This is a genomic window from Bacillus sp. P14.5 (assembly GCF_003316765.1).
In the GTDB taxonomy this organism is placed as follows: Bacteria; Bacillota; Bacilli; order Bacillales; family Bacillaceae_B; genus Rossellomorea.
In genome coordinates, this window is the sequence record NZ_NIJF01000107.1 from 100,381 (window position 1) to 112,889 (window position 12,509).

Consider the following 12,509-nt stretch of genomic DNA (forward strand, 5'->3'; position numbering starts at 1 on the left):
GTGCTTCCTCCTACTGCAGTCGGATGCTTCCACCCTTTTCACTGCTTTGGTATATGGCTTCAATGATTTGTGATACTTTCATGGCTTCGCTCGGTTTGACAACAAGTTCCTCGAGTCCCAGGCAGCTCCTGATAAAATTCTCCGCTTGAGGGATGCCGGGGTCTTCTTCACCCGGCACCCAGTCCGCGTTACTGCTGAGCAGCATGCCATGCTTCATTTGGTTTACATGAAGGGGAAACAGATCAAGTCCGCCCGTCAGTCCTGAGATGCTCATCACTTCTTCGTCCCTCTTCACATTTGCACTCCAGGATGTTTCAAACAGCACAGAGGCGCCGTTATCAAATTTGATGTAGGCTGTCACATGGTCATCCACTTCAAAGCTTTCGCGGTCAAAGTCTCCCCACATGTTCACTTCATCGGCAATTTTGCTGAGCTTGTTATAGGTGGTCCCGGTAACTTCTACAGGAGTTGGATTCCCAAGAAGCCATAGGGAGAGATCAAGGAAATGGCAGCCGTAATCAATTAGGCTTCCTCCCCCTTGAAGCTCCTTATTGGTGAATACACCCCAGCCGGGAACTTTTCTGCGGCGGATAGCCCTCGCCCTTGCGACAATTGGCTCTCCTATTTCATTCTGGTCAATCAGTCTTTTGGCCGCCTGGCTTTCTTTCATGAAGCGGTAGTGGTAGGCGATGCTTAGGACTTTTTCGGACTTCTCCGCAGCATCGATCATCGCCTGGCATTCTTCGGGAGTCATCGCCATCGGTTTTTCACAGAAAACGTGAACTCCGGCATTTAAAGCGGCGATGGAAATTTCTGCATGAAACTTGTTTGGTGTGCAGATTGTAACCGCATCTATATGAGGAAACATGTCATGATAATCACTGAATACTTGCGGGATACCGAAGTGTTCAGCAGCCTCTTCCGCGCGCTGTGTATTGATGTCACTGACGGCTTCGACAGTAACTATATCCTGAAGTTTTTGATAAGCAGGGATGTGGCGTGACTGAGCAATCCCGCCGACACCGATCATCCCCATTCGAAGTTTTGTCATAGCTGTATACACCTCAATCAGATTTTTACGATTCGTTTGGTTTCATTTGATTCCAGGGCAGCAAGAACCACCTGCAGAGACTTCATGCCTTCTTTCCCTGTTACAGCCGGTTCTGTATTCTCGACGATAGATTTTACAAACTGCTCAATGACGCGGGAACTTTTTTGGCCGCCTTCTTCATTGGTCTGAATACCGCCAAGCTCATATCTAACGACTTCTCCGTTCACATACTGGACGACGAGCGAATGGACTGGATCATCTTCCAGACGCAGGATGGCCTTCTCTCCATAGATAATCGTTGAGTTATCTTCTTTTGAAACATAGGACCAGCTTGCGGCAAGGGTCCCGATGATCCCGCTTTCTGTTTTCAATACACAAACAGCTGTATCATCCACATCGGCATTTTCCTTTGAACTGGTTTCAATGAAGGAGCCAACTTCGGAAAACTCTTCGCCAAGAATGTAGCGAAGCAGATCTGTTTTATGTACTCCGAGATCTCCCATGGCACCGATGAATGCTTCATCCTTCTTAAAGAACCAGCTGTCCTTGCCATCTGCGCTCCATCCTTCTGGACCGCCATGACCGAAAGCAGAACGGAAGCTGTAAATTTTACCGATCTCACCGTTTTCAATCAGCTTTTTCGCCTTTTCGTGTGAAGGAACAAAACGCTGATTATGCGCGATCATCAGCTTCTTGCCGGCCGCTTCTGCTGCTCCGATCATCTCTTCTGCTTCTGCAGTCGATGTAGCCATTGGTTTTTCACAGAGGACATGCTTTCCTGCTTTCAGTGCAGCCACCGAGATTGGGGCATGAAGGTAGTTTGGTGTGCAGACGCTGACAGCATCCACTTCCTCATTGGCCAGCAGTTCTTCATACTCTGTATAGGCCCGGGCTCCGTACTTTTCAGCGACCTCTTCTGCTCTTTCTTTGACAATATCGCATACAGCCGTAATCTCCACTAGTTCACTATTTGCATATTCAGGCAGGTGGCGGTGCTGAGCAATGCTCCCGCAGCCAATTACCGCAATTTTAATTTTGTTCATTTCATTTCCTCCTCAGCTTTAGTTTGTGCCTTTGATCGTTTCCAGCGGCTGGGCATTTCCGTAGACAGGCCTTTCGCGCTTTACTGGCGCAGCCCAGTTAACAGCGTTGACAATGACTTTCTGAACTTCTTTGTTGTAGTAGGTTGGGTATGTTTCATGGCCTGGGCGGAAATAGAATACCTTGCCGTTGCCCCGCCTGTATGTGCATCCGCTGCGGAATACTTCTCCGCCTTCGAACCAGCTGACCATCACGAGCTCATCAGGGGCCGGGATATCGAAGTGCTCACCATACATTTCCTCTCTTTCAAGCTCAATGTATTCTCCAAGACCTTCAGCGATTGGATGGCTTGGGTCGACCATCCAGATGCGCTCCTTCTCATTGGCTTCCCTCCACTTAAGGTCACAGGAAGTGCCCATCAACGTTTTGAAAATCTTTGAGAAATGCCCCGAGTGGAGTACAATCAGCCCCATCCCGCCCAATACTCGCTGCTTGACTTTCTCTACCACTTCATCGGAGACTTCTTCATGGGCGATATGTCCCCACCAAAGCAGAACATCTGTATTTGACAGAACCTCTTCTGTCAAACCATGCTGGTCTTCATCCAGAGTCGCCGTTTTAACATTGAAGGGTTCCTCTCCCAAAAATGAGGCGATGGCTCCGTGAATGCCTTCTGGATAAAGATCTCGCACGGTCTGGTTTTTCTGTTCATGTCTGTTTTCATTCCATACTGTAACGTTAATCATTGCTGATACCTCCAAAGTTTATATTTTTCGGGAAAGAGACTGCCTGAATTCATTAGGCGTGACCCCTTCTTGTTTCTTAAACACCTTGCTGAAGTATTTTTCATTCTGATAGCCGACTCCATAAGCCACTTCATAGATTTTCAGATGAGGATTTTCAAGCAGTTTCTTGGCTCTGTCCATTCTAATACTCGTCAAGTAGTCCGTGATGGTTGCCTTATAATCCTGCTTGAATTTCCTGGAGATGTACTCCCTGCTGAGATAGAAGCGGTCGGCAATCTCCTGAAGAGTGATGTCCTCCTGGTAATGCTGCTGCAAATACTCTTCAATTTGCTGCATACTGTTCTTTTCTGTCTGGTATTTTGCCTGAGACAGAAGCTCCACCAGTTCCTTAAATTCTGCCGCTTTCTCCCTCTTAAACTGCTCAGGAGAAAAACTGCCGTCTTCACTCCAATAATCCCTGCCTTTATAAAAGGGACCTTCCCTGTTAATCTCGTATTCTTTCAGCCAGTTATTTCTCAGTAAATTAAACTGAGTTTCCCAGGCGGAAATTTGCTGCAGCGAGAATGTATACTCTTTTTCCAGAGAATTAAATAGCGTGTGGAGCTGGGAATCAACTTGTTCCATACTGCCTGAACGCAAAGCCCACTTCAGCTCATTCGAATGATCCAGGAGATGAAGAAGAGGGCTGCTTGTCATTTCTTCAAGAACAGCCATTTTCTTTGAAGAAGTAAGGTCATGGTTCTGTAACACCCGATGAGCGGTATCATAGGCCTTTTTAAGGTCCACCGTGGCTTTGCCGGCTGCCAGAAGGGGATGAACCTTGCTGTATTGATAGATGGCCCTCACAATATCATTAAAGATAAGAGTACCGTTCTGTTCGTTCCATATGATGATCACTAATTCTTCTTCATTGTCGAGGTTCCGGAAACAAACCCCCTCATTGGTTTTCCTTACTATTTCGTTGGCAATGTTGCTCACAGTGAAAAATGCCAGTTCCCGGTCTCCCAGGAAGGCTGTCTTCACCAGCTGCTGGATCGGTATCAGGGCTATTTTCTTCTGTTTATTGGCGATCGAGAGGCCAAACTCTTTTCGGACCCGGTAATCTTCCGCTGCCGAGACTTCTTCTGTTTGGCACAGCTTCGAGAAGAAACGGTCCCAATAGAGGGGCTTTACTTCATTCAGAACCTGGATTTCTTCCACTTGTGCTCTCCTTGAAAGTGCCTGATCCTTCCACTCCCTGACCGCTTTATCCAGAGTCTCATTCAATACTTCAGGTTCAATCGGCTTCAATATATAGTCGAAGCTTTTATAATAGAGGGCATTCCTCAAGTACTCAAAATCATCATGTCCGCTGACAACGATGGTTTTACTGTTGACCTCAGCCGAATGCAGCCATTTTAAAAGACTAATTCCGTCTCTTCGCGGCATCCTCATATCTGTAAAAATGATCTCAGGGCGGTGTTTCTTGATCAGCTCGATGGCTTCCTCTCCATCTTCCGCTTCTAAAATGGTATGTATTCCGTGGATTTCCCACTGTGCCAGCAAAATCAATCCTTCCCTGACATGCTTTTCATCATCCACGATGAGTGCTTTCATGAGTCTCACCCTCCATCTCAGCCGGCAGCCTCATGGTAACCACAAAGCCCCCGCCTTCTTTATTCTGAAAATCAAGGCTTGCCTCACTATCATAGTAAAGCTTCAATCTCATATACACATTCTTCAAGCCTATGTTTGTATCCCCGCCAGTCTTGTTCTTTGCATTTGTCCGGAAGTGGGCATGAATCTCTTTTAGCCTTTCTGCGGTAACCCCTGCTCCATTATCCTCGATCGTGATAATCAGGTATTCTTTCTCTCTACTACACTTCAACTTTAGTGTCCCTGTTCCCTCCCTGATATCGAATCCATGCTTGAAATAGTTTTCTATGACAGGCTGAATCAGCATTTTCGGCACTCTTGCATCCCATACACTTTCATCTACCTCTACCGAGTATAGAAGATTTTCTCCGAATCTCTCTTTTTGTAACAGAAGATAGGCGTTAGTATAATTTATTTCTTTCCTCAATGTCACTATGTCTTCTTCCATATCCATCCCATACCTCATGATTTTAGAAAGGTGTGTAAGCAGCGTATAAATTTGCGGTACTTTATTTTTTAATGCAATGGTGCCGATGGATTGAAGGGCATTATACAGAAAGTGCGGGTTAATCTGGGATTGCAGCACCTTCAACTGATTTGTCTTATTCTCCAATTGAAGCTTGTATTCCCTGTTAATCAGATGATTCACCCTGGTGATCATCTCCTGAAACCGAGATCCAAGCATCCCTATTTCATCCGTTCCGAAAGACTGTGATTCTATCTTCATGTCTCCCTTTTCGACCTTCTGGATACTCTGAAGCAGCACACGGATCGGGGAGGTGATTTTAAAGGAAACGAAAAGGACTGACAGGATCACAAGCGTCAGGCCGATGACACCGAACATGATATTGATCTTTGCAACACTAAACGCGCTTTCGTAAAGGTTGGCGTAGGATACCCTTTTGACCAGGATCCACCCGCCCGAGGAAGGAGAAAGCCTGTCGTAAATCATCACCCCGCTGAACGAGTCTTCCTTCCACTCAAGGGTGCCTGATGTCTCATTTCCTTCCACAATTTCAGGTATCCATTCCTGACTCTTCTGGTTGCGGGAAATATTGCTGTTGGAGCTGTAGATCATATCTCCCTCCGAGCTCAGGAGATAAAACTCCTCGGTATCGGCATTGTATAAATTCTTGCTGAGATTCACGATTTTTTCAGGTGCAATATCCAGTGAAATATATCCCAGGACTTCATCATCCGGCACATTAGTGAAGGCACGGTGAATTTTCACTATGTTTTTTGAGCTTTTTCCGGTATTTTCCTGCTGCGTGTAAGCAGGCTCGATGAACATATTGTAGGGACTTCGCCTGGCATTCATGAAAGCCTCATAGGTTGAATCGTTCTTTCTGTTTGAAAAGACCACCGTGGAATGTTTGGTTGCCGACACGACCCTGTCATCCTCCGCGAAGGATATTCTGACTCCTCTGATTGTGTCTTCAGTATAGAGTATCGTTTGCACCACATTTTTCACGATTCCTATGGTCAGGTAATTGCTCTCATTTCCTGGAGATCGCATATAATTGATGAAATCCGGATTATTATATAGTGAAATCGTCAGCCCATTCAATTCATTGACGTAGCTTTCCAAGTTGACTTTCCCCTGATAAAGAAGGTTGCTGCTTTCCTGGACGACCTCTTCTTCTATTGAATTCTTCGTATATAAATATGTAATGATAATGGAGCTTCCAAAGGGTATGATCGTCGTCAGCATCAGCAGGACAATCAGTTTATTCCGGATACTGTTCTTGAGCATAATGGCGATCCTCCAAGTCTTTCATATACACTAGTATAGTGTGTATCCCCAAACTAATGGAAGCGTTTTTTTCAGGGTGCATCTTTCAGTAGATATAGCAATAGAAAGCATGCCTTTTTAGACATGCTTTCTATTAAAATGATTACTTCAAGTTATCCCAAGACTGCTGGAATCTCTCAAGCAATGTATCATAATCGATTTTCCCTGCCGCATACTCTTGGATAGCTGCAGCAAATTCTTTATTTGCTCCATCCGGCCATCTGAACCAAGTCCAAGGAATCGTTTTCTCTTCTTTAGAATATTCAAGAATAGACTGTCCAAGGTCCCCAAGACCCGCCGGTTCGATATTATCGAACGCTGGAATGAAGGCAAATTCCTCAGTGATGTAGCGCTTGCCGGTTTCAGAAGAAACCATCCATTCCAAGAATGTTTTCGCTTCTTCAAGATGCTCGGAGTTCTTATTCAGCACCCAGTTATTCGGTACTCCTACCGGCAGGCGGTCTGCGCTGCTTTCATCGTTGCTGTTCGGGATTGGCAGGAAGCCCATGTTGATTTCAGGATCGATTTCAGTGATCATGTTTTCAGTCCAGTTCCCCTGTTGAAGCATAGCTGTTTCACCAGAAGCAAATAGAGTGACTTGAGTATTATAATCAGTAGTTAATGGGTTGTCGTTTGCATATTTAAGCTCAGTATCAAGAACTTCTTTAAATTCCTTGAACTTCTCATTTCCTGTGATTTTTTCAGATCCATCATACAGTCCTTCAATGAAAGCAACAGGATCATCCTGCTGTGCAAATGGGATGTTCAGCAAATGCTGCCCGATTACCCACCACTCACCATATCCTGCAGAAAATGGAGTGATTCCGGCAGCTTTCAATTTTTCAGATGCATCTTTCAATTCATCAATTGTAGCAGGAGCTTCAGTGATTCCTGCTTCATCAAACAGGTCTTTGTTATAAACAAAGCCATATCCTTCAAGGTTGACCGGCATACCGTACAGCTTGCCGTCCTCATCTGTCATAGGCACCTTGCCAATTGGAAGAACATGCTCCACCCAAGGCTCACCTGAAAGATCAGCTAATTTTTCTTTCCACAGTTCCAGTTCCTTGAATCCACCGTTGTTGAAAATATCAGGTTCTTCACCTGATGCAAATTTAGCCTTTAGTGCCGCACCGTAATCAGCACCACCGCCGACTGTCTCAAGCTTCACTTTGATGTTTGGATGCTCAGCTTCGAATTCTTTAATCATTTCCGCAAGCTGATCGGCAATTTCAACCTTAAATTGGAAGAAGTTCAGTGTTACCACTTCATCGTCATTCCCTGAATCTGAGTTGCCATTGGAATTACCTGAAGTGTTTTCAGAAGAACATCCGGCTGCAATACCGAATACAAAAACTAAAGACATACATAAAAGCAGAAAACGTTTCATAATTAGTGTGACCTCCCTGGTATTAATTCATATTGTATATAAATTCCTGGATATTACCAGGAACTTTATATCTACTTAATTGAACCTGATGCAATTCCTTTAATAATGTGCTTCTGTAAGAACAGGAAGAAAATGATGACCGGCGTGATTCCGAGAACCAATGCCGCAAGTCCCATATCCCACTGTTTCGTATATTGAGCAAAGAAAGAGCTCGCTGCCAAGGGAATCGTCCTTAACTCCGCATCTTGGAGAACAAGCAAAGGAAGCAGGTAATCGTTCCAGATCCATAATGTGTTCAGGATGATCACTGTTACAGTAATCGGCTTAAGCAGCGGGAATACAATCCTCCAAAATACTCCAAACTGGCTGCAGCCATCAATCATCGCAGATTCCTCGATTTCTATCGGTACTGTTTTGACGAAACCGTGGAAAAGGAACAAGGACAAAGGTACACCAAAGCCAAAATACATAATGATCAAACCTGGAATGCTGTTTGTCAGCTGCAATGCACCTCCCAGCTTCATAAGAGGAATCATGACTGTCTGGAATGGAATGACCATTGCGGAAACAAAGATTACAAACAGAATCTTACTGAACCTGCCTGGTGTCCTAACCATCTTCCAGGCAGCCATCGAGCTGATGATCACCAGACCAATATTACTAAAGACTGTGATGACCAGAGAATTCCAAAAGGCTCTTGGAAAGTTGATGATATCCCAAACCTTTGCGTAGTTGGAAAACAGAAATTCTTCCGGCCAAGCTGCAGCATCAATTAATATTGCAGCAAAAGGCTTTACTGAGTTAATCAGCACAAAGTAGAAGGGAACCAGGAAAATAAGCCCTACTATAATACCAATGATTTCAAATACAAATGGCCTTTTGGTATAACTGCTGCCCATTATGCCTCAACCTCCTTCTTCTTCGTCAGCATGACTTGAACCGTTGTGAAGACGGCCACAACTACAAAGAATAGGATGGATTTCGCTGTACCCAAGCCATAACGGTTGTTCTGGAACGCTTCCTGATAAATATTAATGGCCACTGACTGTGTCGAATTGAAAGGTCCGCCGCCAGTCAGGGAAATATTGAGATCAAATATTTTAAAGGCCATAGAAATGGTCAAGAAGAAACAAATCGTAAATGCCGGCAATATTAACGGAATGATGATCTTTGTTAAAACTGCCCAAGCTGATGCTCCATCAATTTTAGCAGCCTCCAGAAGTGAGTTATCAACACCCTGTAATGCCGCAACATATATGACCATCATGTATCCACTGATCTGCCAGGCAAAGACAATCACGATTCCCCAGAAGGCAGTGTTCTCATCACCCAGCCATGGCATCTTAAAAAATCCGATCCCTGTCATGTTTCCAATAGAGGCAAACCCTTTTACAAAGATGAACTGCCAGATGAATCCAAGCAGCAATCCGCCAATAACATTAGGAATGAAGAAAACTGTTCTTAATATATTCCTAGTTTTCAAGGCTGCGTTAAGAAGCAGCGCAAAGCTGAAACCTATTAAATTACTAATGATGACTGCAGCAAACATAAATTTAGTTGTAAACATAAAGGAGTTGAAGAAAACAGGATCATCTGTGAAAATCCTTTTATAGTTCTCAATCCCAACCCACTGAACCGCAGAACTGACTCCATTCCATGAAGTAAAAGAATAATAAAGCCCCATCAAAAATGGCACAATCTGAATCACCAGGAAAAACAGCAGTGCTGGTCCCACAAAGGCTGCGTAGGTCAGCATGCTCTTATACTTCCTCTTCTTCATGGATGCCGTCTTGATCTGTATCTCCGGACTCACTGGCCCTGTCTCAATCTTTGTCTCCACCGGTATCACCGCCTGACTTAATACTTTCCTAAAGTATAATGGAAGCGCTTTCTCGAAGAGGTATACTGAATTGACAAAGAAGGGGCAAAATTTTGATTACTTGGTGACAGTCACCACCCGAAGAATGTAGATACTTGTCGAATGGAGGTTAGGTATCTAATATATTTAGTTCTTAAGAAATGTTGATGTTTTCTCCAGCAGGTATACGGCTCCAAGTGGCTGGCGTTGAAAATAACTAACGGATTTATAAAGGGAGATTATACCGCTATTTGCTGATTTGTGCTGATTTTGTGGTAAATAAGGGGAGTTATTCCCTTTATTGAAAGCATAAGTAACAATTTCCTAGTCTTTCTAGTCAAATAAGGGGAATCTCTCCCTCTATTTAAGCTAATTTCAGTGCTATTTCTTGAATAAGGGGAATTTTTCCCTCTATTGAATAGGCTAAAAATACCTCACGTGAATCGATAAGAGCAGCCTAATACTTTTCATGGTTCAAAAAGCGGCATTCTTAACCTGAGTCTAATTAAGAATTACCTTTCGAGCCGCGGCAATCAATGTTCTCAATAAAAAGAGTGGTATTTCTTATTATTCTCTTGAGATCCCCTGCTAGGCTGAGCATTCGAACTGGAAAGCCCGTCGTCACACAGGAGATTTTATATGTTTCTTTCCAATTGACGCCGTAAGTCCAAGTAGTAAATACAACACCACTCTTCTTCTTAAAAGTTGACCAGCACTAACGTGAGCAGATCAAAAGGATCCTATCCTTGGATATTATTAATAAAAAAAGAACACAAAAAAGCCTCTCTCAAAATGAGAAAGGCTTGAGTATGTATGTATGGAGCGGGTGAAGGGAATCGAACCCTCATCATCAGCTTGGAAGGCTGAGGTTTTACCACTAAACTACACCCGCAATATACATATGGTACCGGTGGCCGGGGTCGAACCGGCACTCCAGAAGGAACACGATTTTGAGTCGTGCGCGTCTGCCAATTCCGCCACACCGGCAAGTGTTGTTTGGAGGCGGCAACCGGATTTGAACCGGTGATAGAGGTTTTGCAGACCTCTGCCTTACCACTTGGCTATGCCGCCAACAATGGAGCGGAAGACGGGATTCGAACCCGCGACCCCCACCTTGGCAAGGTGGTGTTCTACCACTGAACTACTTCCGCAAGATTGGCTGGGCTAGCTGGATTCGAACCAACGCATGTCGCAGTCAAAGTGCGATGCCTTACCGCTTGGCTATAGCCCATTGATATATAATATGCAGCTATGAAGTAATTTGTGAAAACTTATGGGGCGACTGATGGGAATCGAACCCACGAATGTCGGAACCACAATCCGATGCGTTAACCACTTCGCCACAATCGCCACAAGTTAAATTGGCAGGGGTAGTAGGAATCGAACCCACACCGGAGGTTTTGGAGACCTCTGTTCTACCTTTAAACTATACCCCTATGAAATTATCTTTTAATGATATTACTTTGTTTAGTAAGAGATGGTGGAGGGGGGCAGATTCGAACTGCCGAACCCGAAGGAGCGGATTTACAGTCCGCCGCGTTTAGCCACTTCGCTACCCCTCCATATATCCCGATGGTGCCGGCAAGAGGACTTGAACCCCCAACCTACTGATTACAAGTCAGTTGCTCTACCAGTTGAGCTACACCGGCAATCTGGAAAATGGTGGCTCAGGACGGAATCGAACCGCCGACACATGGATTTTCAGTCCATTGCTCTACCAACTGAGCTACTGAGCCATATTTGTTTCAGCTTCCGCTAAGCTGCGAATTTCTTCGTCAGCGCCTTCGCTCACATCCTCACGCACCTGTCAGTGCGCTCCGGTGTTCACTCAGTTGCTTCCTTGAACTTCTTGCTTATCGAAACCCTCTTAGTTTGAACTATGATTTCATTGGGACAATCCCAATTCCATCAAATTCTATTGTATCATGAAAATGGCGGTCCGGACGGGACTCGAACCCGCGACCTCCTGCGTGACAGGCAGGCATTCTAACCAACTGAACTACCGGACCAGGGATTTTGCTGACAAGCAAAATATCCTTCATTAGTGAAAGGGACATTTATTATTGTCAAAACCTCTATCCTTTTTTACAAGGATTAAATGGTATTGCGGGGGCAGGATTTGAACCTGCGACCTTCGGGTTATGAGCCCGACGAGCTACCGAACTGCTCCACCCCGCGACGATAAAATGTAGTTTTTTACTCCGCTTCGCTTTTGCGCTGAAGCCTTTTAATAAGGAAGTTTATTTACTCCGCTTCGCTTCGTAAAAAACATGGTGGAGGATGACGGGATCGAACCGCCGACCCTCTGCTTGTAAGGCAGATGCTCTCCCAGCTGAGCTAATCCTCCAGTATAATGGTGACCCCTACGGGATTCGAACCCGTGTTACCGCCGTGAAAGGGCGGTGTCTTAACCGCTTGACCAAGGGGCCGTAAAAGTTATAATGGCGGAGAGCAAGGGATTTGAACCCTTGAGACAGGGTTACCCGCCTACACGATTTCCAATCGTGCTCCTTCGGCCACTCGGACAGCTCTCCATTATTGGCTCCGCAGGCAGGACTCGAACCTGCGACCGATCGGTTAACAGCCGATAGCTCTACCACTGAGCTACTGCGGAATAATACTAGCCTGGCGACGTCCTACTCTCACAGGGGGAGATCCCCCAACTACCATCGGCGCTGAAGAGCTTAACTTCCGTGTTCGGCATGGGAACGGGTGTGACCTCTTCGCCTTAGTCACCAGACATTGTCTTTTTAGGGACAAGTACTATTATAGCGAGTTTTATATTTTTTGCAAGTGTTTTCTCAAAAAATTATTCACTCAAAACTAGATAAAGTATAAGAAGAAAGAAAAAGTATTCCGAGTTTCGCTGCATTTTGCAATCCAGCTCCGGCGGCTAGAGGCTCGGGGTCATATGTCATCAATCAGCCGAGGGCAATTACCGCCCTCATCTGCTTGCTGGCATATGCCTGTCGCCTCTGTTCAAGCCGCCTGCGCTT

8 protein-coding genes, 16 tRNA genes and 1 rRNA gene are annotated in these 12,509 nt (G+C 45.0%); all 25 read right to left on the bottom strand.

Annotated elements, in window-relative coordinates:
* Window positions 1–10: 10 nt before the first annotated feature.
* The 25 genes from B9Z54_RS21625 to rrf all read right to left on the bottom strand — a co-directional run bounded on the left by B9Z54_RS21625 (window position 11) and on the right by rrf (window position 12,253).
* The gene (locus B9Z54_RS21625; RefSeq protein WP_113930440.1) at window positions 11–1,051 is read right to left on the bottom strand and encodes a Gfo/Idh/MocA family protein; all 1,041 of its coding nucleotides are present in this window, start codon (window positions 1,049–1,051) and stop codon (window positions 11–13) included.
* A gap of 17 nt (window positions 1,052–1,068) precedes the next feature.
* Window positions 1,069–2,094 carry a Gfo/Idh/MocA family protein gene (locus B9Z54_RS21630; RefSeq protein ID WP_113930441.1) on the bottom strand — a complete coding sequence of 342 codons (1,026 nt, stop codon included), beginning with the start codon at window positions 2,092–2,094 and terminating at the stop codon, window positions 1,069–1,071.
* 18 nt (window positions 2,095–2,112) lie between these two features.
* A complete protein-coding gene (locus B9Z54_RS21635) occupies window positions 2,113–2,838 on the bottom strand; it encodes a ThuA domain-containing protein (protein ID WP_113930442.1) in 726 nt (241 codons plus the stop codon).
* A gap of 18 nt (window positions 2,839–2,856) precedes the next feature.
* The gene (locus tag B9Z54_RS21640) at window positions 2,857–4,434 is read right to left on the bottom strand and encodes a response regulator transcription factor (protein ID WP_113930443.1); all 1,578 of its coding nucleotides are present in this window, start codon (window positions 4,432–4,434) and stop codon (window positions 2,857–2,859) included.
* Window positions 4,412–6,226: a cache domain-containing sensor histidine kinase gene (locus B9Z54_RS21645; protein ID WP_113930444.1), complete on the bottom strand. Its 1,815-nt coding sequence runs from the start codon at window positions 6,224–6,226 to the stop codon at window positions 4,412–4,414. The genes B9Z54_RS21640 and B9Z54_RS21645 overlap by 23 nt, the downstream gene beginning before the upstream one ends.
* 142 nt (window positions 6,227–6,368) lie before the next feature.
* Complete coding sequence (locus B9Z54_RS21650) at window positions 6,369–7,655, bottom strand: ABC transporter substrate-binding protein (protein ID WP_113930445.1); 1,287 nt, start codon at window positions 7,653–7,655, stop codon at window positions 6,369–6,371.
* 71 nt (window positions 7,656–7,726) lie between these two features.
* Window positions 7,727–8,554 (bottom strand): carbohydrate ABC transporter permease, encoded by an 828-nt coding sequence (locus tag B9Z54_RS21655; RefSeq protein ID WP_113930446.1) that lies wholly within the window; start codon window positions 8,552–8,554, stop codon window positions 7,727–7,729.
* A complete protein-coding gene (locus tag B9Z54_RS21660) occupies window positions 8,554–9,435 on the bottom strand; it encodes a carbohydrate ABC transporter permease (RefSeq protein ID WP_240190054.1) in 882 nt (293 codons plus the stop codon). The genes B9Z54_RS21655 and B9Z54_RS21660 overlap by 1 nt, the downstream gene beginning before the upstream one ends.
* Window positions 9,436–10,331: 896 nt before the next feature.
* A tRNA-Gly gene (locus B9Z54_RS21665) sits at window positions 10,332–10,405 on the bottom strand.
* A 10-nt stretch (window positions 10,406–10,415) separates the two neighbouring features.
* Window positions 10,416–10,500 (bottom strand) — tRNA-Leu (locus tag B9Z54_RS21670).
* A gap of 10 nt (window positions 10,501–10,510) precedes the next feature.
* Window positions 10,511–10,584, bottom strand: a tRNA-Cys gene (locus B9Z54_RS21675).
* A gap of 5 nt (window positions 10,585–10,589) precedes the next feature.
* Window positions 10,590–10,664 (bottom strand) — tRNA-Gly (locus B9Z54_RS21680).
* A 5-nt stretch (window positions 10,665–10,669) separates the two neighbouring features.
* Window positions 10,670–10,744 (bottom strand) — tRNA-Gln (locus B9Z54_RS21685).
* Window positions 10,745–10,787: 43 nt separating this feature from the next.
* Window positions 10,788–10,863: transfer RNA gene (locus tag B9Z54_RS21690), tRNA-His, on the bottom strand.
* A 12-nt stretch (window positions 10,864–10,875) separates the two neighbouring features.
* A tRNA-Trp gene (locus B9Z54_RS21695) sits at window positions 10,876–10,949 on the bottom strand.
* A gap of 42 nt (window positions 10,950–10,991) precedes the next feature.
* Window positions 10,992–11,075 (bottom strand) — tRNA-Tyr (locus B9Z54_RS21700).
* Window positions 11,076–11,086: 11 nt separating this feature from the next.
* Window positions 11,087–11,162, bottom strand: a tRNA-Thr gene (locus B9Z54_RS21705).
* Between the two features lie 11 nt (window positions 11,163–11,173).
* A tRNA-Phe gene (locus B9Z54_RS21710) sits at window positions 11,174–11,249 on the bottom strand.
* Window positions 11,250–11,445: 196 nt separating this feature from the next.
* A tRNA-Asp gene (locus B9Z54_RS21715) sits at window positions 11,446–11,522 on the bottom strand.
* A gap of 95 nt (window positions 11,523–11,617) precedes the next feature.
* Window positions 11,618–11,691, bottom strand: a tRNA-Met gene (locus tag B9Z54_RS21720).
* A gap of 93 nt (window positions 11,692–11,784) precedes the next feature.
* Window positions 11,785–11,860, bottom strand: a tRNA-Val gene (locus B9Z54_RS21725).
* Between the two features lie 7 nt (window positions 11,861–11,867).
* A tRNA-Glu gene (locus B9Z54_RS21730) sits at window positions 11,868–11,942 on the bottom strand.
* A 13-nt stretch (window positions 11,943–11,955) separates the two neighbouring features.
* A tRNA-Ser gene (locus B9Z54_RS21735) sits at window positions 11,956–12,047 on the bottom strand.
* A gap of 5 nt (window positions 12,048–12,052) precedes the next feature.
* A tRNA-Asn gene (locus B9Z54_RS21740) sits at window positions 12,053–12,127 on the bottom strand.
* A 9-nt stretch (window positions 12,128–12,136) separates the two neighbouring features.
* A 5S ribosomal RNA gene (gene rrf / locus B9Z54_RS21745) occupies window positions 12,137–12,253 on the bottom strand.
* Between the last annotated feature and the right edge of the window lie 256 nt (window positions 12,254–12,509).

Bases quoted from the DNA above. Each gene is read 5' to 3' on its own strand.
- B9Z54_RS21625 (WP_113930440.1), bottom strand. From the start codon at position 1,051: ATGACAAAACTTCGAATGGGGATGATCGGTGTCGGCGGGATTGCTCAG.
- B9Z54_RS21630 (WP_113930441.1), bottom strand. From the start codon at position 2,094: ATGAACAAAATTAAAATTGCGGTAATTGGCTGCGGGAGCATTGCTCAG.
- B9Z54_RS21635 (WP_113930442.1), bottom strand. From the start codon at position 2,838: ATGATTAACGTTACAGTATGGAATGAAAACAGACATGAACAGAAAAAC.
- B9Z54_RS21640 (WP_113930443.1), bottom strand. From the start codon at position 4,434: ATGAAAGCACTCATCGTGGATGATGAAAAGCATGTCAGGGAAGGATTG.
- B9Z54_RS21645 (WP_113930444.1), bottom strand. From the start codon at position 6,226: ATGCTCAAGAACAGTATCCGGAATAAACTGATTGTCCTGCTGATGCTG.
- B9Z54_RS21650 (WP_113930445.1), bottom strand. From the start codon at position 7,655: ATGAAACGTTTTCTGCTTTTATGTATGTCTTTAGTTTTTGTATTCGGT.
- B9Z54_RS21655 (WP_113930446.1), bottom strand. From the start codon at position 8,554: ATGGGCAGCAGTTATACCAAAAGGCCATTTGTATTTGAAATCATTGGT.
- B9Z54_RS21660 (WP_240190054.1), bottom strand. From the start codon at position 9,435: ATGAAGAAGAGGAAGTATAAGAGCATGCTGACCTACGCAGCCTTTGTG.